This is a genomic window from Celeribacter marinus (genome assembly GCF_001308265.1).
GTDB classification, from domain to species: Bacteria; Pseudomonadota; Alphaproteobacteria; order Rhodobacterales; family Rhodobacteraceae; genus Celeribacter; species Celeribacter marinus.
Genome location: NZ_CP012023.1, coordinates 2,729,857 through 2,752,983, shown reverse-complemented (window position 1 = coordinate 2,752,983; position 23,127 = coordinate 2,729,857). Strand labels below are relative to the sequence as shown.

Annotated in this window: 18 protein-coding genes; 7 read left to right on the top strand and 11 right to left on the bottom strand. The window is 56.6% G+C overall.

The features are described 5' to 3' along the window. Positions 1–14: 14 nt before the first annotated feature. From IMCC12053_RS13695 to IMCC12053_RS13675, 5 genes are all read right to left on the bottom strand, one after another. A complete protein-coding gene (locus tag IMCC12053_RS13695) occupies positions 15–1,832 on the bottom strand; it encodes a putative nucleotidyltransferase substrate binding domain-containing protein (protein WP_062219988.1) in 1,818 nt (605 codons plus the stop codon). 102 nt (positions 1,833–1,934) lie between these two features. After that, positions 1,935–3,674: a sodium:solute symporter family protein gene (locus tag IMCC12053_RS13690; protein ID WP_062219986.1), complete on the bottom strand. Its 1,740-nt coding sequence runs from the start codon at positions 3,672–3,674 to the stop codon at positions 1,935–1,937. Positions 3,675–3,686: 12 nt separating this feature from the next. Next, the gene (locus tag IMCC12053_RS13685; protein ID WP_062219984.1) at positions 3,687–3,944 is read right to left on the bottom strand and encodes a DUF4212 domain-containing protein; all 258 of its coding nucleotides are present in this window, start codon (positions 3,942–3,944) and stop codon (positions 3,687–3,689) included. 180 nt (positions 3,945–4,124) lie between these two features. Then, a complete protein-coding gene (acs, locus tag IMCC12053_RS13680; RefSeq protein ID WP_062219982.1) occupies positions 4,125–6,086 on the bottom strand; it encodes an acetate--CoA ligase in 1,962 nt (653 codons plus the stop codon). Between the two features lie 361 nt (positions 6,087–6,447). Further along, positions 6,448–7,284 carry an amidohydrolase family protein gene (locus IMCC12053_RS13675; protein ID WP_062219980.1) on the bottom strand — a complete coding sequence of 279 codons (837 nt, stop codon included), beginning with the start codon at positions 7,282–7,284 and terminating at the stop codon, positions 6,448–6,450. 270 nt (positions 7,285–7,554) lie between these two features. Between IMCC12053_RS13675 and IMCC12053_RS13670 the strand changes: the two genes are divergently transcribed. Next, positions 7,555–8,292, top strand: a complete 738-nt coding sequence (locus tag IMCC12053_RS13670) for an SDR family oxidoreductase (RefSeq protein WP_062219978.1) — start codon at positions 7,555–7,557, stop codon at positions 8,290–8,292. 26 nt (positions 8,293–8,318) lie between these two features. After that, on the top strand, positions 8,319–9,158 hold the full coding sequence (locus IMCC12053_RS13665) for a fumarylacetoacetate hydrolase family protein (protein ID WP_062219976.1): 840 nt from the start codon (positions 8,319–8,321) through the stop codon (positions 9,156–9,158). Positions 9,159–9,263: 105 nt separating this feature from the next. Here the strand turns inward: IMCC12053_RS13665 and IMCC12053_RS13660 are convergent, their stop codons facing one another. From IMCC12053_RS13660 to IMCC12053_RS13650, 3 genes are read right to left on the bottom strand one after another with little or no spacing between them, the layout of a single operon-like run. Then, on the bottom strand, positions 9,264–10,325 hold the full coding sequence (locus IMCC12053_RS13660) for an ABC transporter substrate-binding protein (protein WP_236852434.1): 1,062 nt from the start codon (positions 10,323–10,325) through the stop codon (positions 9,264–9,266). Continuing rightward, positions 10,322–11,725 carry a sensor histidine kinase gene (locus IMCC12053_RS13655; protein ID WP_062219972.1) on the bottom strand — a complete coding sequence of 468 codons (1,404 nt, stop codon included), beginning with the start codon at positions 11,723–11,725 and terminating at the stop codon, positions 10,322–10,324. Before IMCC12053_RS13655 ends, IMCC12053_RS13660 begins: the two co-directional genes overlap by 4 nt. Continuing rightward, positions 11,718–12,389 carry a response regulator transcription factor gene (locus tag IMCC12053_RS13650; protein WP_062219968.1) on the bottom strand — a complete coding sequence of 224 codons (672 nt, stop codon included), beginning with the start codon at positions 12,387–12,389 and terminating at the stop codon, positions 11,718–11,720. Before IMCC12053_RS13650 ends, IMCC12053_RS13655 begins: the two co-directional genes overlap by 8 nt. A gap of 170 nt (positions 12,390–12,559) precedes the next feature. Between IMCC12053_RS13650 and IMCC12053_RS13645 the strand changes: the two genes are divergently transcribed. From IMCC12053_RS13645 to IMCC12053_RS13630, 4 genes are all read left to right on the top strand, one after another. Then, a complete protein-coding gene (locus tag IMCC12053_RS13645) occupies positions 12,560–13,549 on the top strand; it encodes a Bug family tripartite tricarboxylate transporter substrate binding protein (protein ID WP_062219966.1) in 990 nt (329 codons plus the stop codon). A gap of 99 nt (positions 13,550–13,648) precedes the next feature. Then, positions 13,649–14,080 (top strand): tripartite tricarboxylate transporter TctB family protein, encoded by a 432-nt coding sequence (locus IMCC12053_RS13640; protein ID WP_062219964.1) that lies wholly within the window; start codon positions 13,649–13,651, stop codon positions 14,078–14,080. 12 nt (positions 14,081–14,092) lie between these two features. Beyond that, a complete protein-coding gene (locus IMCC12053_RS13635) occupies positions 14,093–15,634 on the top strand; it encodes a tripartite tricarboxylate transporter permease (protein WP_062219962.1) in 1,542 nt (513 codons plus the stop codon). A gap of 117 nt (positions 15,635–15,751) precedes the next feature. Next, complete coding sequence (locus IMCC12053_RS13630) at positions 15,752–16,123, top strand: hypothetical protein (protein WP_062219959.1); 372 nt, start codon at positions 15,752–15,754, stop codon at positions 16,121–16,123. Between the two features lie 70 nt (positions 16,124–16,193). Here the strand turns inward: IMCC12053_RS13630 and glyA are convergent, their stop codons facing one another. Further along, positions 16,194–17,489 carry a serine hydroxymethyltransferase gene (glyA, locus tag IMCC12053_RS13625; RefSeq protein ID WP_062219955.1) on the bottom strand — a complete coding sequence of 432 codons (1,296 nt, stop codon included), beginning with the start codon at positions 17,487–17,489 and terminating at the stop codon, positions 16,194–16,196. Positions 17,490–17,738: 249 nt separating this feature from the next. Between glyA and IMCC12053_RS13620 the strand changes: the two genes are divergently transcribed. Continuing rightward, positions 17,739–18,497 (top strand): NAD kinase, encoded by a 759-nt coding sequence (locus IMCC12053_RS13620; protein ID WP_062219953.1) that lies wholly within the window; start codon positions 17,739–17,741, stop codon positions 18,495–18,497. Between the two features lie 71 nt (positions 18,498–18,568). Here the strand turns inward: IMCC12053_RS13620 and IMCC12053_RS13615 are convergent, their stop codons facing one another. Together IMCC12053_RS13615 and IMCC12053_RS13610 are read right to left on the bottom strand one after the other, a co-directional pair. Beyond that, positions 18,569–20,458, bottom strand: a complete 1,890-nt coding sequence (locus IMCC12053_RS13615; RefSeq protein ID WP_062219951.1) for an AMP-binding protein — start codon at positions 20,456–20,458, stop codon at positions 18,569–18,571. A 275-nt stretch (positions 20,459–20,733) separates the two neighbouring features. Further along, the gene (locus tag IMCC12053_RS13610; protein ID WP_062219948.1) at positions 20,734–23,016 is read right to left on the bottom strand and encodes an NADP-dependent malic enzyme; all 2,283 of its coding nucleotides are present in this window, start codon (positions 23,014–23,016) and stop codon (positions 20,734–20,736) included. Positions 23,017–23,127: the final 111 nt, after the last annotated feature.

Genomic DNA, 23,127 nt, shown 5'->3' with positions numbered 1-23,127 from the left:
TTTGGACCCTTCTTTTAGCTGCGCGCGGATGACGAGCCGAGCGAGGATTGCATGGTGCGCACGATGACAAAGGCATCGCGCAAATGGGAGCGCTCAAAGGCGGGAATTGCCGAGGGGCTAAGGTAGTTGTCGGGCGCGTCTCCAACGCGCACTTGTTCCGCCTGATGTTCAAGGCGGGCCGTGGCAATGGTGTCATAGGCCGCCAAAAGATCGGCCCCGCCCGAGGCGGAGATGACACCTGCCTCTATCGCGGCGTCGATGCGTGCCCGGGTGTTGCACGCGGATGTCCCGCTTTGGAGGGCATAGACGCGGCCCAGATCGACAAGGGGCACAACGCCGTTGTGTTTCATGTCCAGATGTCCGCGTTGCTCGCCCGAACGAATGGTGGCAAACCCGCGCAACAGCCCAAGGGGTGGCGTGTGTTTGAGCGAATTGGAAATCATATGCGCGACAAAGATCGAGTTCTTTTTCGCAGATTGCAGGGCGCTTTGCTGAAGCGGTTTAAAGAGCGAGTTGTCGCCCGCAATCGGTCGTAGATCGAACATCACGGAGGCAAGCATTTGCGCCTCGCTATCTGGCTTGTTGATCCATGTGTCAAAATAGCTTTCCCAAACGCACAGACGTTGGCACCACCGATCCGCCATCGCCATCATATCGCCGGGGCAATAGACGTAACCACAGGCATCCAATCCATCGCAGACGTATTTGGCCATAGCGTTGAAATAGGCCATGTCGGCGTCAGTGGCGGCGTTGTCGATGATGAGGCAATTGTCTTGATCGGAGACGCCCGTTTGCTCTTGGCGGCCCTGACTGCCACAGGCGGCCCATAGGTAAGGAACGGGAGCGGCGCCACAGTCGCTCTCGTACATCTTGATGAGGCGGCGCGTGACGATATCAGCAACATCCGTGATCTTACGTGTGACAACATCATGAGCCAGATGTGCGCCGACAAGTTGCATAAGAAACGTAGGCAAGCGCGCGGTGACATCGGCCATTTCGGCCACCGTTTTTGCTTTGGTTAGTTCGAATATCATTTGGGTTTGTGACGATCCGAAAAAGCCCGTGATATCGGTTTGCGTTACCATGCCGACAAGGCGGCCGGCCTCTGTGATAGGCAGGTGGCCAATCTTGGCCTCTAGCATGGTTTGGATCACATCGGTTCCAAGGGCTGATGGCTCCAACGTGATGGGGTCGGGTGTCATGATGGTCGAAACGGGCAGGGCGGTATCCAAGCCCTCGGCCAGAACTTTGTTCGTCATGTCGCGTACGGTCACCAGACCCTTGAGGGCGGCGTTGTCCGTTACAGCAAGGCACGACACGCGGCGGTCGCGCATCAGGCGTGCGCATTCCAAAATGGTCATATCGATGGGACAGGTCACGGGGTCTTTGGCCATCAAATCCGAGACGTGTTGCGTCATCAGACCTGCGGCGGCCTGCGGGCGTGCTTGGCCACGATTGAAGTAACGGGCAAAGGCGGGGCTTTTGGCCACTTCGTCCTTGAACGCCTTGGGGGTGAGGATCAGGAGCGTGGTTTTAGACGCCGCCACGGCGGTGGTCGCTGCCAAACCGTCACGCAACAATCCACGTTCGCCAAAGTGGTTGGACTTTTGCAAGAGGGACACCTGCGCGCCGTTCACATCGGTAATCTCGACGCTGCCCTCTTTGATCAGGTACAGCCCTTCGAGTAGGTCGCCGTGAGCATAAATAGCCTCGCCCTCGGTGTAGGTTTTACGTGCGAAGGATTGCGCCAGTTCTTCCAGCTCGGTGCGGGGCAACACGTCATAGGGATGTGCCGCTTCGAGAAAGGTGAGAATTTTTTGCGTTGCGTCCATAACGACACCTGAAAAATAAAAGGAAAAGGGCGCGCAAGCCAGTTTGACCCCCGCGCCCAGCAGTATGAAGACGGGCAGGCCCGAGGGCCAGCCCAATCCTATTTAGTGATCAACAGCGCCGCCGGCACCACGTGGGATACGGATGCTTTCGACCAGTTCCTGAATTTCAACAGGCGGCTCGTCTGTGGCGTTGGAGACCACGTAGGCGACCGCAAAGTTGATTGCCGCACCGATTGCGCCAAAGGATGTCGATTTGATCGACAAGAGCAATGGGTTGCTGTCGTCAAAGGATGCTGTTCCTGGGATAAAGAACCAACCTTTGTGCAAGAAGATGTAGACAACTGTCACACCAAGACCTGCAAGCATACCCGCAACCGCGCCTTTGTTGTTCACGCGCTTGGAGAAGATCCCCATCATCAAAGCAGGGAAGATCGAGGAGGCAGCCAGACCAAAGGCAAGAGCCACGGTTTGCGCGGCAAAGCCCGGAGGGTTCATGCCGAGGTAGGTTGCAACCAAGATCGCGACACCCATTGCGATACGAGCGGACAAGAGTTCGCCTTTCTCGGAGATGGATGGGTTGATCTGCGACTTGATGAGGTCGTGAGAGACAGCTGACGAAATCGCCATGAGCAAGCCCGCAGCAGTCGAGAGTGCCGCCGCTAGGCCACCCGCAGCAACCAGTGCGATCACCCAACCGGGAAGGTTGGCAATCTCGGGGTTGGCAAGCGTGATGATGTCACGGTTCACGGTCAACTCGTTGTCGGCCGATCCATTATACTGGATGAAGCCATCGCCGTTTTTGTCTTCAAAGCCCAAGAGACCTGTTTGCTCCCAGTTGCGCACCCAATCAAGGTTTGCGTCGTTCTCGATTGCTTCGAGAGAGACGGCCTCGCTTGTTGTGCCATTGGGGTAAAACGTGTCGATCAGGTTCACACGCGCCATTGCAGCAACCGCAGGAGCGGTGAGGTACAACAATGCGATAAAGACCAAGGCCCAACCGGCAGACGAACGCGCATCAGCTACGGTTGGAACCGTAAAGAAACGCACGATAACGTGTGGCAGGCCGGCGGTACCAATCATCAAAGACACGGTGAACAAGAACATGTTCAGCGTTGTATCTGATTGCTTGGTGTATTCGGCAAAGCCGAGGTCCGCGAGCATCCCGTTGAGCGTCTCAAGCAATGGCAGACCCGTCGACTTGGCATCTGCGAACAGACCAAGCGGTGGGACAGGATTGCCTGTGAGTTTGAGCGAGATGAAGATCGCAGGGATCGTGTAGGCCGTGATGAGAACGACATACTGGGCGACCTGCGTGTAGGTGATGCCCTTCATGCCGCCAATAACCGCGTAGAAAAACACGATGGCTGCACCGATCAAAAGACCGGTTGTTTTGTCCACTTCGAGGAAGCGCGAGAACGCAACGCCAACGCCCGTCATCTGGCCGATCACGTAGGTCAAAGACGCAACGATGAGACAGATAACAGCCACGGTGCGTGCTGTTTGGCTATAGAAACGGTCACCGATGAACTCGGGCACGGTGAATTTGCCGAACTTGCGCAGATAAGGCGCGATGAGCATAGCGAGAAGCACGTAGCCGCCCGTCCAACCCATCAGGTAAGCGGAGGTGTTATAGCCGCCAAAAGAGATGATACCGGCCATCGAAATAAACGATGCGGCAGACATCCAGTCAGCGCCAGTTGCCATACCGTTGACGATGGGGTGGACCCCACGGCCAGCTGCATAGAATTCAGATGTGGAACCCGCACGGGCCCAGATCGCGATACCGATGTAGAGCGCAAAAGTCGCGCCCACAACGATGAGGTTGAGGGTAAACTGATCCATTCTCTGGGCTCCTTATTCGTCGACGCCGTGTTCTTTGTCGAGTTTGTTCATTTTGATTGCGTAGGTGAAGATCAGCACAAGAAACACAAGGATCGACCCTTGTTGTGCAAACCAGAACCCGAGGTCCGTGCCGCCAATTTTGATGCCTGACAGCATCGGACGGAACAGGATGCCTGCACCGAATGAACACAGGAACCAGATCACGAGGCTAATGCCGATGATCCGTTTGTTCGCTGCCCAGTAAGCGTTGTTTTGTGAGTTGTCCGCCATTATGCGGTCCTCCCTTTTGTCCCCGATCACGGTGCGGATTGTGTCCACTTGCCGTCATCATTTAACTGCAACACGAGCGGCATGCTCTGTGTCGCCTCCCTTCCCAGTCGACCCGTATGTTGTGGGTCGGGGATCATATCGCCACCCCATGTGGGGAAGCGATACTAACTTATACCACAGTTACGCAGATACTGCGTATATAGAATTTCCAATCAAATCCTCGACAACGCTTGGGTCTGCGAGGGTTGAGATGTCGCCCATGCTGCCTGTGTCGTTTTCGGCGATTTTGCGTAGGATGCGGCGCATGATTTTGCCGGAGCGGGTTTTGGGCAGGCCAGGGGCCCACTGGATAAAATCAGGCTTTGCAATCGGGCCGATTTCGGTGCGCACCCAGACCTCGAGTTCCTTTTTGAGCGCATCACTTGGCTCTTGGTCATTCATCAAAGTGACATAGGCGTAGATGCCTTGGCCTTTGATTTCATGGGGATATCCGACCACGGCGGCCTCAGCCACGGCGGCGTGGGCGACGAGTGCGCTTTCGACTTCGGCGGTGCCCATGCGGTGGCCCGACACGTTGATCACATCGTCGACGCGCCCCGTGATCCAGTAGTAGCCATCGGCGTCACGGCGACAGCCATCGCCCGAGAAATAGTAGCCTTTGTACTGTTGGAAATAGGTTTCTTGGAACCGCTCGTGATCGCCCCAAACGGTGCGCATCTGGCCGGGCCATGAGTCCTTGAGGCACAACACGCCCTCGGCCTCGGTGGTGGTGATTTCTTCGCCGCTTGTAGCGTCCAAAATCACCGGCTGTACGCCAAAGAATGGCAAGGTCGCAGAGCCCGGTTTGGTGGCCACAGCGCCCGGAAGTGGCGCCAAAAGGTGCCCGCCTGTTTCGGTCTGCCACCACGTGTCGACGATCGGAGCTTTGCCCTTGCCGACCACGTCATTGTACCAATTCCATGCCTCTGGATTGATCGGCTCGCCCACGGTGCCGAGCACTTTAATGGACGATAGGTCATATTTTTCCACGGGCGCATTGCCGTGAGCCATCAGCGCACGCAACGCCGTGGGCGCGGTGTAGAACTGGTTCACCTTGTGCTTTTCACAAACCTGCCAGAACCGGCCGGCATCGGGGTAGGTTGGCACGCCCTCGAACATCACGGTGGTGGCGCCGTTCGCCAGCGGGCCGTAGATAATGTAGCTGTGACCCGTGACCCAACCGACATCGGCGGTGCACCAAAACACATCGCCATCATGGTAATCAAAGACGTATTTATGCGTCAGTGCCGCGTAGGTCAGATAGCCGCCCGAGGTGTGGACCACGCCCTTTGGCTTGCCGGTCGAGCCAGAGGTGTAGAGCACGAAGAGCGGATCTTCGGCGTTCATCGGACGGGGCGGGCACTCGGGGCTTGCGTGCTCCATCAGGTATTTGACGTCGACATCGCGACCTTGGACCCATGAGGTCTGCTCGCCGGTGTGTTTGACCACGAGGCAGCGCACTTTGTCGGAGCAGTGCAACAGGGCGGCATCGGTATTGGATTTGAGCGGGGTGGAGCGGCCACCGCGCGGGGCGTGATCAGCGGTGATCACCACCTTTGCGCCACTGTCGTTGATGCGGTTGGCCAGCGCGTCTGGGGAAAATCCAGCGAATACAATGGAATGGATCGCGCCGATACGCGCACAGGCCAGCATGGCATAGGCGGCCTCGGGGATCATCGGCAGGTAGATCACCACGCGGTCGCCGCGCATCACGCCCTGAGACAACAGCACGTTGGCAAAGCGGTTGACCTTGTCAGACAGCTCTTTGTAGGTGATGTGCTGGGCGGGGGTCTCGGGGTCGTCCGGCTCGAAAATGATCGCGGTTTGCAGTGAGCGCTTGGGCAAATGGCGGTCGATACAGTTGGCGGACACGTTGAGCACGCCGTCCGAATACCACTGGATATCCACGCGGCCGAAATCGAATGTGGTGTTTTTGACTTGGGTATAGGGCGTGATCCAATCAAGCGTCTTGCCCATCTCCCCCCAAAATCCCACAGGATCAGACACAGAGCGCGCATACATCTCATCATACCCCGCACGATCAATATGCGCAGACGCCGTAAAGGCGGGTGAGGGTTTTGTCATGAGGGTTTCGTCAGACATTGCAAGCTCCCTGAATAGTCTCTCCATGGGGGTTGCGCGAACGCGAACCTCCTCCTGCGTTGAGGTTTAACGGGGTTTTTGTCAAAAAGCGCGTAAGATGCTGCGCATGCTACGTTTTTTTGTTAACAACTTCACTATTTGAGTTCGGCATTTGTAAATTGTGACTAAAAATTAGAAAATTTGATGTGATTGCAAAGGGTTAACGTTGGGTAAATTGCGAGTTGTCATCTGCCACGTGGGTGCGCCGCTCAGGTGGCGTGCAAATGAGGGCGCTAACACAAAACGGGTGGGCATTTACCCTATGATGCTCGTGACCTCATGGGGTCGGATTGTCGTGCGACTCACCTGTGTCGGGGTGGAGCTAAAGTGCGAGATCCCAAATGCGCGCGGCGTTGAACGCATAAAAGAGCGCGCGCTCGTCGTCTGATGCGCCCGCAGTGAGGTCATGCGTGGCCGCGACCCAACGTTCAAGCGATGCGTTCAGCGTGCACACTGGGCTGTCGGACCCCCAAACAACGCGGTCCCAGCCAAAGCTTTCGATCACATGTTCGACGTAAGGGCGTAGGGTGTCTACGGTCCAATCCGGTGTCGCATAGGCGGTAATTCCAGATATTTTGGCGTTCACGTTCGGGCGCTGCGCGAGACGGTTTATCGATGCGGCCCAGTCGTCATATGCGCCGCCCGCGATGTCGGGCACGCCGCAATGGTCGACCACAAATTCGGTATCAGGGCAGGCATCGATCAGCTCGATCGCGATATCAAGTTGGCGCGCTAGCGCACAAATATCAAAGGGCAGGCCATGCGCACCCAGTTTGCGTATATTCGCGCGAAAAAGGGAGGACCGTGAAAGATCATCAGGCATGACATGCAACACGCGGCGTATGCCCTTTACGACCGTGAGATCCAAGCGATCGAGAAACGCCTCAAAGCCTTCATCTTCGGGGCGGGCAGATGAAATGGCACCGCGCATGAGCGTCCCGCCTTGTGCCATCAGCTCAGCAACCATGGCGGTTTCTGTAGCAATGTCAGTTGGATCAACATCGACCTCCATGTGCAGTGCGCCCTCAATGCCAAGCCGTTGCGCCATGTCGTCATAGGCCGCGTAGGACCAATCGGCGTTCAGGTCCGGGACATCCTCAAGCCACGGATAGGAGATACGTTTGCGGTCGATGAGGTGGAGGTGAGTGTCGATCAGCATCGGTGTGGGTCTCCAAAGGGGGCGTCATAGGTCACGTGCGCCAAGCAAGTGTCGAGCAAAGACCACTATGGGTCAACGCCGTAGAGTGGTGCAAGGGGTGGCGCACAAGTGAACAGGTGGGGCGCGAAATTCGCAATATAGCCTTTCGATCTCGAAATGGTATACCATTTGAAAGGCAGGGACTTGACCAAGGTGCGTTACCTCTGGCCTATAGACATTGCAAACCCACCGGAGAGGCCACCATGCCAACCCGTGTATGAGGAGGGGACTTTGGAGCGATTGAAAAATAAAACCTGCGTTGTGACAGCCGCAGGGCAAGGGATTGGACGCGCCTCAGCGGAGCGTTTGGCCCTAGAGGGTGCGCGCGTTATTGCGACTGACATTAATGAGGCCGCGTTGGCGGAGCTCGATGCGATTGACGGGATTGAGGCACGCAAACTCAATGTCCTCGACGGCGATGCTATCACGGCCTTTGCGGCTGAGGTGGGCACGGCGGACGTGTTGTTCAACTGTGCGGGCATCGTGCATGGCGGCGACATTTTGACCGCCACCGAAGACGAGTGGGATTTCGCGTTTGACCTCAACGCCAAAGCGCAGTTTCGCATGATCCGTGCGTTTCTACCCGCGATGTTGGCGCAGGGCAAAGGCTCGATCATTAACATGTCGTCTGTCGCGGGTCCGATCACGGGGCCGGTCAATCGCCTGATTTACTCGGCGTCCAAAGCCGCAGTTGCGGGCATGACGAAAGCCATTGCAAACGACTATGTGACCAAGGGCATTCGTTGTAACGCGATTGCACCGGGTACGGTCGATAGCCCCTCATTGCATCAACGTTTGCGCGACACCGGGGATTATGAGGGCGCGATGGCGGCCTTTATTGCGCGCCAGCCAATGGGGCGTATCGGTCAGCCCGACGAAATCGCGGCCCTCGTGGCCTATCTCGCCTCCGATGAGAGCAGCTTTACCACGGGCCAAATCCACGTCATCGACGGCGGTTGGACCGCTTAAGACGCCAAACAAAAGGATCAAGACATATGAAATTTGCACGATACGGCGAGCGCGGCGCAGAAAAGCCCGCATTGGTAGACAACGACGGCAATCTGCGCGATCTTTCTGCGCATGTGGCTGATATTGCGGGGGACGTTTTGGTCAACCTCGCCACTCTCAAAGACATCGACGTGGCGTCTCTACCCATCGTTGAGGGCAACCCGCGTTTGGGCTCTTGTGTGGGCGGCACCCGCAAATTTATCTGCATCGGTCTCAACTACGCCGATCACGCGGCTGAATCGGGCCTTGAGGTTCCGCCAGAGCCGGTCATTTTTGCTAAATTTACATCGGCCATTTGCGGCCCGAATGATCCGATCATCATTCCGCGCAACTCGGTCAAAACCGACTGGGAGGTCGAGCTTGGCTTCGTGATTGGCAAGACTGCGAAATATGTTTCTGAAGAGGACGCGATGGATCACGTTGCAGGTTTTTGCCTGATCAACGATGTGTCCGAGCGCGAATTTCAGGCGGAACGTGCGGGCCAGTGGGTCAAAGGCAAATCGTCCGACAACTTTGGCCCGACCGGTCCATGGCTTGTGACGCCTGACGAAGTGGGCGATTTTGACAACCTTGGAATGTGGCTAGAGGTGAATGGTGAGCGTGTTCAGGACGGCTCGTCCTCCACGATGGTCTACCGCGTGCCGTTCCTCGTGTCCTACCTTTCGCAGTTCTTTACGCTTGAGCCGGGTGACATTGTGTCCACTGGCACGCCTCCGGGTGTTGGCCTTGGCTTTAAACCGCCGCGTTATCTCAAAGTGGGCGACAAGGTTGCCCTTGGGATCGACAAGCTTGGCACTCAAAATCAAGTCTGTGTTGCTGACGTGTAAACGCGTTGGCCTATGAGAGTTCGAAAAGCCCGTGGGAGACTGCGGGCTTTTTGCATTTGTGGGTTTGGTTTTTGATCAAACTATACGGGCGTGCGGAAATGGGGGTTAGCGTGCGCCCGCGCCAAAGGTTGCGCGCCATTTTGCAACGAAACTCGCGCGGCGGTGCTGATCCATCGCCACAAGGAGCGTCAGATCAATCGGGATATAGCGCTGTGCACTTTGCGGCAGGGGGGATGCGTCCGTATCAAGATGTTGAACCAAGTTACTTTGCGCCAGAATGCCCTGTCCCTCGGGTGACAAAAGAAAGTCCAAAAATTGCGCGGCTTGCTCTTTATGCGCGGCGGCCTTTGGGATCATCAGGGCGCGCGACAAAAACAGGGTATAGTCCTTTGGATAGATAACGCCCAGATTCTCATGCGGGACCGAGGCCACGTAGGATCCAAGCACGTTGTATGCGATCAAATAATCGCCGCGCTGCACGCCCTTGATGATTTCCGCCGAACAACAGGTTGCGACCGCATCAACGCGTGAAAACCCCTCAAGAAGCCCACCAAACGTGGTGGCTTCCTGACTGTCCATGAATGCAAACAAAAAACCGAGCCCAGAGCGTTCTACGTCATAGGTGGCGATGCGCCCGCGGTAGTGGTCGGACTGACGCCGCATAAGGTCAAGCAAGGCAAACCGTGTTTGCGGCGCGTCCTCAGCGGGGACGAGTGCCGTGTTGTAAATCGTAACAGCGGCCTCTTGGGTAATTCCCCAAAGCTCGTCACGCCACTTGCGTGCGGCAGGTAGGGTCGCGGCAAAAGGTGACGCATAGGGGCTGGCACAGGCGCGATTGACCAAATCTACCATCTGATGAACGCCGGATGAAATCACAACGTCTGCGGAGGCCTCGGTGCCCTCACAGGCCGCGAGGCCATCGGCGTACAGCGCGTTGGATCCCCATTGCTCATAGGTGATGCCAATTCGCGGATTGGCCGCGACGAAGGCGGTTAGAGCAGGGGCAAGAATGGCAATGTCGGTGGTGGAGCGCACGACAAGGGCTGTGCCGCTTGTCGTCGGTGCGCCAAACTGCGCAATGGCTTCTTGGGCACACACCGGAGTGGCCCAAAGGCACAGACTGACGAGGGCTGCGATGACGCCGCTTTGCATGTGGGATGGCCTCATGATGATGTCACTTCGGTTTGGTGAGGCAGGCTTAGCGTGACGCGAAAGCCGGTGGGTGTTTTGTCCATCTGGACGCTGCCGTCAAAGGCCTGTGCAACAGCGCGTACAATCGACAGGCCAAGGCCCGCACTATTGCCCGTTGAGGCGGCCGAGCGTTCAAAGCGTTGTCCTATCTTTTCGAGGACGTCCGCAGATGGGCCGCTTCCAGCGTCTTCGACCCATATCTCTCCGCGCCCGTGGTCACACGATGTCCCAATGGCCACAGGGGAGGTTCCATGGCGTAGTGCGTTTGCAAGCATGTTTTTAACGGCTTCTCCAAGTGATATATCGTCGGCCAACACCATGACGGGCGTCTCGCCAATGCGTAAGTCGACCACAGTGTGAGGGGCCAACACTTCGTGATCGCGGTCCTCCAGCACTTTGAGCGCAATGTCGCGTAAATCGACTGGCGTGGGTGGGGCGTTGTCAGAGCGGTGAATCACCAAGGCACGTGACAGCATTTGATCAAGCAGTGTCCCAAGCGACCGCGTGCGCCGCACCAGCCGGTCAAGACGTTGCGGCAGGTGATCGCCATCATCCTCAATCGCAAGTTCCGCTTGTGCGCGGATCGCGGCGACTGGTGTGCGCAACTGATGCGCGGTGTCTGAAATCAAATGTTTCATTGCGCCAACTTGGCGGTCGAGCCGCCCCATAAACCGGTTCATGGCATGGACCATCACAACCACCTCGGCGGGACCATCGGCGGGCATCGGGGTGAGATCGTAGGGGTCGCGGTCCAACATCTCTTGTGTCATGCGCTCAAGCGGGCGCATGGCGGAGCGAATGACAAAAAAGGCACTTAGTAGAAGTGCGATCCCACCCAGTCCGGTCACAATCGCGGCCCCTGTTGTCAGGCTCATGGCCATTGCGTTGCGCGCCCGCAAGGTCTGTCCAACCGTGACAAACACATTGCCGGAAAAATCTCGCTCTGAAAACCGCCGTACAACCGTGACGAACCGTGCCGCTTCGTCTTGGATGGAGCTGTCGAAAAAATGCGGTTGGGTGATCGCGCGGGGTTCGCCAAGGCGTTCTTTTGCGCCGTCATGCCCCGTCAACAGCGTGCCATCTGGTCCGCGCACCGAATAGGTCACGCGGTCGGAATCGGCGAAGGCCAGTAGTCCAAAAGCGGAGACAGGAATGTCGGCAACAGGCGTCCCGTCGACCACATTGATTGATTCCGCGATGTCGCTTGCGGCCCCGACCAGCAAACGGTCAAAGGATTGGCGCGCGGCATTTTTGCCATAGGCAAAGGATGCTAGCATGACCACAACGCCGCCCATGGCCAAGAGCGATAGTACTCCGCCCATCACGCGTGACAAAAGTGTGCGGTTGACCGTCAGGTTTGTGGCGGATTTATTCATACGCGAAAATCCGGTAGCCGATGCCGCGTTGCGTTTCGATGCCAATGGATGACGCCGACAGTTTTTTGCGCAAGCGAGCGATATAAAGTTCAATCGCATTTAGTCCGACATCGGCATCATCAAAGGCGAATAGTCCGTCATAAAGACGCTGTTTGCTCAAAACCGCCCCCTGACTGCGTAGCAATAGCCCTAAAAGCGTGGCTTCACGGCGCGTCAGATCAAGGGGGGCACCATTAAGGGTGGCGCTGAGTGCAGCAGGTGAAAAGGCCAGTGGGCCAAGGGTGACGGCGTCCGATTTTTGCTCCGCCTCACGCCGCACCAAGGCCCGCAACCGCGCCTCGAGTTCGCGTTGATCAAACGGTTTGACGAGGTAGTCATCGGCACCCAGATCAAGTGCGGACACGCGATCATCGACGGAAAACAAGGCGGTGAGCATCAACACGGGCGTGCGATCGCCGCGCATGCGCATGTCATGCAACAATTCCGTGCCATTGCGGTCAGGCAGATTGATATCGAGTACAATTGCGTCGTAGCGCTGAACCGCGAGAAAATCCTCGGCCACGGCACAGCTGTCCGCGAGATCGCACGCCATGCCTGTTTTACCCAACCGGATCGCCACGGCTTCGGCGACATCGGCGGCGTCTTCGACGATCAATATGCGCATCTTGTTCCCCTCCGTCGACCTTGGCCCATCGTGACAGGTTCACGACAGCTTAACCATCTACAGTTCCCTCATAGCAAGTCGCGAGGAGACCGCAAACCTGTGGTGCGAGTGCTTTGGACCTCGGGCGGCCATACGGCCCGACAAAATAATATATGTGGAGGAGAATACACATGATCATCAAGGCAACCCGCCTTACAGTCGCCGCAGCTTTGCTTGGCGCATCCACCTTTGGCGCTGTCGCTGAGGGCTTTACCCCTGAAAACCCCGAGTGTATCGCGCCTGCGAACCCCGGCGGCGGTTGGGATTTCACTTGCCGTCAGGTCGGCAAGTCACTTCAAGATCGCGGTCTTTTGGAAAAAACCATGCAGGTTGTGAACCTTGCGGGTGGCGGCGGTGGCGTGGCCTTTGCTGAAGTTGTCAACAAACGTGGCGATGATAACGATCTGATCGTTGCGGCCTCTGCAGCGACTGCGACACGTCTGGCTCAAGGTGCATACCCTGGCAACTCTATGGACGAAGTGCGTTGGTTGGCCTCTATCGGTGCTGACTACGGTGTGATCGCTGTGGCCGCAGATAGCGATATTGCGGATTTGCCCGCGCTGCTCGACACCATCAAAGCCGATCCAACCACAATTTCTGTTGCAGGCGGTTCTGCCGTTGGCGGTTGGGATCACCTCAAAGTGCTCATCGCCGCAAATGCCTATGGCATCGATGATGTGCGTTCTGTGAAGTACATCGCGTTTGACGGTGGTGGCGAGGCTGTCACACAGCTTCTCGCAGGGTCCGTTCAGGCGTTCACAGGTGATATCTCCGAGGCCAAAGGCTTCGTCGATAGCGGCGATATTCGCGTTTTGGCCGTTCTCTCTCCTGAGCGTCTTGGCGGTGAGTTTGCGGATTTCCCAACAGCAAAAGAGCAAGGCGTTGACGCCATCGGCGCAAACTGGCGCGGGTTCTACGCACCGGGCGATATGAGCGACGAAGCATATGACGCATGGGTTGGCAAAATCGCCGACCTCTATGCGACACCTGAGTGGAAAGAAACCATGGCCAACAACGGCATGGCCCCGCTTGATCTGCAAGGTGACGCGTTCGAAGCTTTCGTAGCAAACAGCGTGTCCCAGATCCAAACCATCTCCAAAGAGATCGGTATCATCAAATAAGCGTTCTGAACGCCACTTATTTGAGGGCGTCGCATGCGAGTGCGGCGCCCACTCTTTACCCACGTCCCTTTTTATCCGTTACCTCAAGAGGATCGTCCCATGAGTGATCGAATTTTTGGACTTGTCGGCCTGCTCATCGCCATTGGTTTTGCTTTCGCAGCTCTCGCGATTGAGGAAAGCTTTTTGTCCGATGCTGTAGGTCCCAAAGCCTTCCCGCTAATCATTGCCGCCATTCTTGGCCTTAGTTCCATCGTTATTGCGCTCAAGCCCGATAGTGCGCCCGAATGGCCGAGCCTTGGCCGGCTTGCCGAAATTCTATCCGCAGTTGTGGTCATGATGCTCTATGCCGAACTTTTGCCCGTATTGGGCTTTTTGATCGCGACCGCATTTGCCGCAGCCTATTTGACATGGCGTTTGGGATCGGGGCTTGTTGCGACCGTTTTGACGGGGCTCGGTACATCTGGTGGCATTTACGTTGTCTTTCACCTCGTGCTTGGCTTGTCGCTCGCACGTGGCCCACTTGGCTTTTAAAGGAGAACACTCATGGATACTTTGACGTCTCTTGCGGACGGATTTGCCATTGCATTGACGTGGCAAAACATCCTTTTGGCCCTGCTGGGCTGTTTTTTGGGCACTGTAATGGGCGCGCTTCCGGGTCTTGGTCCGTCGAACGGTGTGGCGATTTTGATCCCACTGGCGTTCACGCTTGGCCTTGGCGCGACACCCTCCCTTATTTTGCTGACCTCTGTCTATTACGGCGCGATGTATGGCGGGCGTATTTCGTCCATCTTGCTCAACATTCCGGGTGACGAGCCTGCGATGATGACCTGTCTTGACGGGCACCCGATGGCGAAAAAAGGTATGGCTGGACAAGCTCTTTCCCTGTCTGGCATTGCCTCTTTCGTCGGGGCGTTCTTTGCGACTTGGGGGCTTATTTTCCTCGCGCCGCAACTCGTGAAAATCGCGTTGTTGTTCGGACCGGCTGAATATTTCGCGCTGTTTGCCTTGGCCTTCATGACGCTTGGCGGCGTGTCGTCGACGAATCAAGCCAAATCGGCATTTGCGGCGGCACTTGGGCTTGGCTTTGCGATGATCGGCGTTGATACGCAGACGGGTGTGCCACGCTTTACCTTTGGCGAAGTCCACCTGTATGACGGGCTTGATTTCCTTGTCGCAATCGTTGGCCTCTTTGCGCTCTCCGAAGTGTTCATTTTCTTGGAACACCGCCACGGGAACGCAGAAGGCACGGCGGACAAGATCAAAGTGGGGCGTCTCACCCCGCCGATGTCGATGATCAAAGACACCACACCGACCATGATCCGCTCGACGTTATTGGGCTTTGTTGCAGGTGTTTTGCCCGGTGCGGGGGCGTCCCTTGGTTCCTTTATCGCGTACTCTTTCGAGAAACGTTTGGTCGATAAAGACGGCAAGACGTTTGGCAAGGGCGATCCACGTGGTGTCGCCGCACCTGAGGCGGGCAACAACGCCGCGGCCGGCGGCGCGCTTGTTCCTATGCTTGCGCTTGGTGTTCCGGGGTCGGGGACCACTGCGGTGCTTTTGGCGGTGTTGTTGTCGCTCAACATCACACCTGGCCCGTTGTTGTTCACACAAAATCCGGATGTGGTCTGGGGTCTGATCGCGGCGCTTTTCATCGCGAACTTTATGCTCTTGGCGATGAACATCCCGATGGTGGGTCTATTCACCCGCCTGTTGATGGTGCCTCCGCGTATCTTGATGCCCGTTGTGGCGATGGTGTCGTTTGTTGGGATCTACGGTATTTCAGGTTCGTCATTCGATCTCTTGGTGATGATCGGGTTTGGTGTCTTGGGGTGGGTGCTTCGTAAATTTGATGTGCCACTTGTTCCCATCATCCTTGGAACACTCTTGGGCAACTCGATGGAGAACAACCTGCGGCGCGCCATCACAATCGACAATGGTGACTGGATGACGTTGGTTGATAGCCCGCTATCGATCACACTCTGGCTGATTGCCATTATTGGCTTCATCTTGCCTGTCATCTTTGGACGTAAGGTAAAGGCGCAAATGCGTGCACGGGCCGACGACGAAGGCGCATTGCGCGACTAACGAAATGACGCGCAAGCGGGGGATCCTCGCTTGCGCGTATCCGTGGCCTCGGGGCTGTGCTCCTCGCGCGTATAGAAAACAGGTGACCTGCGCCGCTCACCTGCTATTTTCATCCACATGACCACCTTTATTTCACACCAAGCAGAGCAGCTATCGGCGCTTTTGAGCGAACGGCTTGGCGTGCATGCGGGGGTGGGTTTTGCTGGGAAGCTCGCAAAGGCGGGGCGTCGATTGCCGCGCTGGGCGCGCCGTGACGGGGCCGTCATCGTTACGGCAATGCAGTGGGAAACCCATCCAATGTTGTCGCGCCAGATAGACCACGACCGTGTGGCGCGTGCGGTCAAAAACTTGACGCGTCACCTCGGCGGTTTGGATGCCTCAAAGCGGCGCAAGAACAAAATCCTTGATCTGATTGCGAGCATTGCCTTTGTCGTGTGTGTCACGGTTGGCTTGATCTTGGGCATCATGATCTGGCGAGACTTGATTTAGCACTACAGATGTTGACGCCATAAAAAAGGGGCCATGACTGGCCCCTTTGATCTGTGATGTTCGCGGTGGTTTAGAGGTTCGGGTACAGCGGGAATTGTGCGCAGAGCGCCTCAACTTCGGCTTTCACTTTGGCCTCAACAGCCGCGTTGCCCTCTTCGCCGTTCTGGGCAAGGCCGTCTACAACCTCGACGATCAGATCTGCAATCTTGCGGAACTCGGCCTCGCCAAATCCGCGTGTGGTGCCGGCGGGCGAGCCAAGACGCACGCCAGATGTCACCATTGGTGGCTCGGGATCAAACGGAATGCCGTTTTTGTTACAGGTGATGTGCGCGCGGCCCAAAGCGTTTTCAGTCGCGTTTCCTTTGACGCCTTTGGGACGCAAATCAACGAGCAAAACGTGGGTGTCTGTGCCGCCTGTAACGATATCAAGGCCACCTTTCATCAACTGGTCTGCCATCGCTTGGGCGTTTTTCACAACCTGTGCAGCGTAGTCTTTGAACTCGGGGCGAAGCGCCTCAGCAAAGGCCACCGCTTTGGCCGCGATCACGTGCATGAGCGGGCCGCCCTGAATACCGGGGAAAATCGCGGAGTTCACTTTTTTGGCGATCTCGACATCATTGGTCAGGATCATGCCGCCACGTGGGCCGCGTAGGGTTTTGTGTGTTGTGGTGGTGACAACATCGGCATGCGGGAACGGGGATGGGTGTTGACCACCCGCGACGAGACCCGCGAAGTGCGCCATGTCGACCATCAAAATGGCGCCAACGGAATCCGCAATTTCACGCATCTTTGCGAAGTTCACCTGACGCGGAATGGCCGAGCCGCCTGCTATAAGCATCTTGGGTTTGTGCTCGGTCGCAAGCTCTTGGATCTGGTCGTAGTCGATGCGCTGATCTTGCTTGCGTACGCCGTACTGGATCGCGTTGAACCATTTGCCGGACTGGTTCGGCTTTGCGCCGTGGGTCAGGTGACCGCCCGCGTCAAGCGACATGCCGAGGATGGTGTCACCCGGCTGCAAGAGCGCTTGGAACACGCCTTGGTTTGCTTGGGAGCCCGAGTTTGGTTGTACGTTGACGTATTTACAGCCGAACAATTCCTTTGCACGGTCGCGCGCAAGGTTCTCGGCGATGTCCACAACATCACAGCCGCCATAGTAGCGGCGTCCGGGATATCCTTCGGCGTATTTGTTGGTCAAAACCGATCCCTGTGCTTGCATCACAGCGGCGGACACGATGTTTTCGGAGGCGATCAATTCGATCTCATCGCGTTGACGGCCAAGCTCGTTTGTGAGGACGTCAAAGATTGCGGGGTCGCGTGATGAAAGGTCTTCGGTAAAGAAACCGGCGTCGCGGACGTTGGAAGTCATGGGGGTGCTCCTTGGCAGCAGGGACGAGTCTGCGGTTTGTTTAGCCAAAGTGAGCGCCGTGGAAAACCCATAACACGTGCATAATGATCTTGAATGGGCCTGTTTTGATGTCATGTCTGTCCAGTTGGTATGAGGCCTTCGGGCGCAGCATGCTGAAAAGACGTGAAAACCTTGTCGTGGTTTGATAGGCACACTGACAAGGGCGGCACCGCATTCGTGTCGCGGATCACTACAGAAAGTTGAGATATCATGGTCAAAATCGCCATTGCGGCCAGCGAAGCACAAGCCGCACAGCGCGCCTTCGAGCGCCTGCAACTACGCTACACGCCTGTTGCGGCTGAGGAGGCGGACGTCATCGTGGCGCTTGGCGGGGACGGTTTCATGCTGCAAACGTTACATGCGACCATGCATCTGGACGTGCCTGTGTACGGTATGAATTGCGGCACAGTCGGCTTTTTGATGAATGAATTTCACGAGGAGGGCTTGCGTGATCGCCTGTCCGAAGCCGTAGAAGAGGTGATTAATCCGCTGCGCATGAGGGCGTTGGGGGCGGATGGTGAGATGCATCACGCGCTGGCAATCAATGAGGTATCGATGCTGCGTGCGGGCCCGCAAGCGGCCAAATTGCGCGTCTCCGTCGATGGCAAAATACGAATGGAAGAGCTGGTATGTGATGGGGTTTTGCTCTCCACGCCCGCAGGGTCCACGGCGTATAACTATTCGGCACGCGGTCCGATTTTGCCGATTGGGTCCGATGTTTTGGCGCTCACCGCGATGGCGGCGTTTCGTCCGCGGCGGTGGCGCGGTGCGCTTTTGCCAAAATCCGCAACTGTTCGGATTGATATTTTGGAACCCGAAAAGCGTCCCGTGATGGCGGACGCCGATAGTCGCTCTGCCGGCAATGTGCTTTGGGTTGAAATCGCCTCTGAGCCATCCGTGAACCACCGGATTTTGTTCGATCCCGGTCATGGGTTGGAAGAGCGGTTGTTGCGCGAGCAATTCACCTAAAGTCCGCAACCGAGCGCCCCAAACGAAAACGCGCCCCGATTGGAGCGCGTTTTGTCTGATTTGGTGGGGGTCTATTGAGCGTAGCCAATGGCCTGTAGCGCTACCTTGATCTCGTTGAGTATCTCGGGATCATCGATGGTGGCGGGCATTTTGTAGTCTTCGCTATCTGCGATTTTAACCATGGTGGCGCGCAGAATTTTGCCCGAGCGGGTTTTAGGCAGACGGTCGACAACACAGGCCAGTTTGAAGGCGGCCACGGGGCCGATGTCGTTGCGCACGGCGGCGACACACTCTTTGACAATGGTCGCATGATCGCGGTCGCAGCCCTTGTTGAGGCACAAGAACCCCATAGGCATTTGACCCTTGAGTTGATCGGTGACGCCAATCACGGCGCACTCGGCAACATCGGGGTGACCCGCCAGAACCTCCTCCATTGCGCCGGTCGATAGGCGGTGGCCCGCCACGTTGATCACGTCATCGGTGCGCGCCATGATGTAGAGGTAACCATCGTCATCCTTCATCCCCGCATCACCCGTCTCATAATAGCCGGGGAAGGTGTTGAGGTAGGACTTTTTATAGCGCTCTTCGGCATTCCACAGGTTTTGCAGCGTGCCGGGGGGCAGGGGCAGTTTGATCGCGATGGCACCAAGTTCGCCGTTGGCAACGGGGTGGCCCGCGTCATCCAGAATGTCGATCTCATAGCCGGGCATTGCCACCGAGGGCGATCCGACTTTGACAGGCAGTTCTTCGATGCCAAGCGGGTTGGCGGCAATGGCCCATCCCGTTTCGGTCTGCCACCAGTGATCAATCACGGGGATGCCAAGATGCTTTTGCGCCCATTTGATCGTGTCGGGGTCCGCACGTTCGCCTGCGAGGAACAAGGCCTGAAGGTCATGGAGCTTGTAGCGCTTGATCCATTCGCCATCGGGGTCTTCGCGTTTAATCGCCCTCAGGGCCGTTGGTGCAGTAAAGAACGATTTGACGCGGTGGTTTTGGATAATTTTCCAGAACACGCCTGCGTGCGGCGTCCCGATGGGCTTGCCCTCGAACACCAATGTCTCGGCCCCCGTGATCAGCGGTCCGTAACAGATGTAGGAGTGACCCACGACCCATCCGACGTCGGACGCGGCCCAGAACCGTTCTCCGGGTCCGACATTGTAGATGTTTTTCATCGTCCATTGCAGCGCCACAAGGTGCCCGCCCGTGGCGCGAATGACGCCCTTGGGTTGGCCTGTGGTGCCTGAGGTGTAGAGAATATAGGCGGGGTGGTTGCCCTCAACGGGAACGCATTCGGCGGGTTTGACGCCGTATTGGAACCCGTGCCAGCTAAAGTCGCGGCCCTCGACGAGTTTTGCAACCTCTTGTTCACGTTGGAAAATCACACAGAAATCAGGTTTGTGCTCCGCCATATCAATGGCTTTGTCGAGCAGCGGCTTATAGTGCACCACGCGGTTTGGTTCCAACCCGCAGGACGCCGCAATGATGGCTTTGGGTGTGCAGTCGTCGATCCGCACGGCAAGCTCATTGGCGGCAAACCCACCAAAGACAACCGAATGAACCGCGCCAATACGTGCACAGGCAAGCATCGCCTCAAGGGCCTCGGGGATCATCGGCATGTAAATGATAACGCGGTCGCCCTTGCCCACGCCGCGCATTTGCAGCGCACCTGCAAGCGAGGCCACGCGGTCACGCAGCTCTTTATATGTAATACCTTTTGAGGAGTGGGTGATCGGGCTTTCGTGCATGATCGCAAGGTTATCACCACGCCCCTCATCGACGTGACGATCCACGGCGTTGTAACACGTGTTGGTCATCCCGTCAGAAAACCACTCGTAAATTGGTGCGTTTTCGTCGAACAAGGCCTTTGACGGCTTTTCGTACCAAAAAATGTCCTCGGCCGCCTGCATCCAGAACTTTTCCGGATCGGCTTTCCACGCGCCATAAACGTCTGCGTAACCCATTGGTATTCTCCTCACTAATAGCGCGATTAAACGCTTTCAGTGACCACCTCGCAAGGTCTCCTCCCTGTGCCAGATGGTCACTGATTGCCGACTTTCGCCGTGCAAGCTCTCTACTCACGCCCCCGTCCTAGCAAAGCCATCGAGTCGTTTGGTAAAAATATTGCAAACCTGTGTAGCAAATTGATTTGCAAAGTTTGCAGTTCGCCGCATGTGCAAACGAAAATCGCCCGCCCCTGTGATGGGGCGGGCGATGTCGGTGGTGTTGCGTGTTCGTCTTAGCCGTAGTGCGTCACAGGTGTGCCTGCGATGGCCGACATGTTCAAAAGTCCGCGTGATGTAATGGACGGTGTCACGATGTGCGCACGGTTCCCCATGCCCATCAAGATTGGCCCAACTTCCAAACCGCCCCCTTTGGCTTTGAGGATGTTGCGCACACCCGACGATGCATCTGCGATGGCAAAGACGAGCGCGTTAGCCGGTCCCTCAAGGCGCGAGTTGGGGAACGAGCGCTCGCGTAGATCGGGGGTCAAGGCACTATCAATATGCATTTCACCCTCGTAGATGAAATCACGCGGCTCACTATCAAGGATCGCAATCGCCTCACGCATATGGCGGCCCGTCATACAGTTGAGGTTGCCAAACTCGGAGTGTGAACATAGCGCGATATTTGGATCAATGCCAAAGCGGCGGATGTGTCGCGCCGTGGCGCATACGGTTTCCGCGATTTGTGCGGGCGTGGGTTCGGTATGCACATGCGTGTCGGCAATGAACAGCGGCCCATCTTCCAAAATCATCAACGACAGCGCACCTACGGGGTGCAACTCTTTGGTTCCGAGGATTTGTTCGATGTAGTTGAGGTGCCACAAATACTGACCGAATGTGCCGCAAATCATGCTGTCGGCGTGACCCTCATGGACCATGATGGCACAGATAGCGGTGGTGTTGGTGCGCATGATGGCCTTGGCCAGATCGGGTGTGACGCCGCGCCGCTCCATGAGTTTATGATAGGACTGCCAATACTGTTTGTAGCGGCTGTCATTCTCCGGGTTTACGATCTCAAAATCTATGCCGGGGCGGATTTTCAACCCCGCGCGTTCGGCACGCATCGCGATGACCTCAGGGCGGCCAACGAGGATGGGCATGTCGGTGGTCTCTTCGATCATCGCTTGGGCGGCGCGCAAAACGCGTTCGTCCTCCCCTTCGGCAAAGGCAATGCGGCGCTCTGCTTGTGAAGCTGCATGAAACACCGGACGCATCAACAATGCCGATTTAAAGACAGAGTGATCCAAGCTTTGTTTGTAGGCGTCGAGGTCGGCCATAGGACGGGCTGCCACGCCACTTTCCATTGCGGCACGAGCCACGGCAGAGGCCACAACGCCCATGAGGCGCGGATCGAATGGTTTTGGGATCAGGTATTCAGCGCCAAAGGTCATGCGCTCGTCTTGGTAGGCGGCGGCGGCTTCGGCCGATGTGGTTGCGCGCGCTAGGGCAGCGATGCCTTCGATACATGCAATCTGCATTTCATCGTTGATCTCGCTTGCGCCTACATCGAGTGCTCCGCGAAAGATGAACGGGAAGCACAGTACGTTGTTCACTTGGTTCGGGTAATCCGAGCGGCCTGTGGCGATAATTGCATCTGGTGCCACCTTTTTCACGGCATCGGGCATGATTTCGGGTGTCGGGTTGGCAAGTGCAAAGATGATCGGCTGTTTTGTCATCTTTTTGACCATGTCGGCGGTCAAGACGCCCGGACCAGAGAGGCCAAGGAATAGATCCGCGCCGTCGATGACGTCATCCAATGTGCGTAGATCAGATTTTTGCGCGTATTCGGCTTTTTGCGCGGTCATTTCCTCGGTGCGGCCCTCATAGACAAGGCCAGCAATGTCGCAAAGCCAGACGTTTTCACGTTTTAGCCCAAGTTTGAGAAGCATATTGAGGCAGGCGATTCCGGCGGCACCGCCACCGGTTGAGACGACTTTGATGTCTTCGATCTTTTTGCCTGCAACGCGCAACGCGTTGGTTGCGGCCGCGCCGACAACAATGGCTGTTCCGTGCTGATCATCATGAAATACGGGAATATTCATGCGTTCGCGGCACAGTTTTTCCACGATAAAGCAGTCGGGGGCTTTGATATCTTCGAGGTTGATCGCGCCGAATGTCGGCTCAAGCGCGCAGACGATGTCAGCCAATTTTTCAGGATCTGTCTCGTTCACTTCGATATCGAAACAGTCAATGTTGGCAAATTTCTTGAATAGAACAGCTTTGCCTTCCATCACGGGTTTGGAGGCGGCAGCGCCGATATTGCCCAGACCCAAAACAGCGGTACCGTTGGTCACAACTGCCACAAGGTTTCCGCGCGATGTGTAGCGGCTTGCCGTGCTCGGATCGTTTTTGATTTCCAAACAGGCTTCTGCGACGCCAGGCGAGTATGCGCGCGCGAGGTCGCGACCGTTCGCAAGTGGCTTTGTCGCGCGAATTTCGAGTTTCCCGGGCTTTGGGAATTCGTGATAATCGAGGGCCGCCTTGCGAAGGCTTTCGTCTCTCTTGTCGTCTGCCATGGGTCTCTCCAGAATTTAGTTTAATACTAAACTAATTTAAAACTGCGCGCATGTCACGCTCTGTTTTCTTTGCCCATACGCCGTTGTGCGGCTGTCACGCAAGCTTTGCAT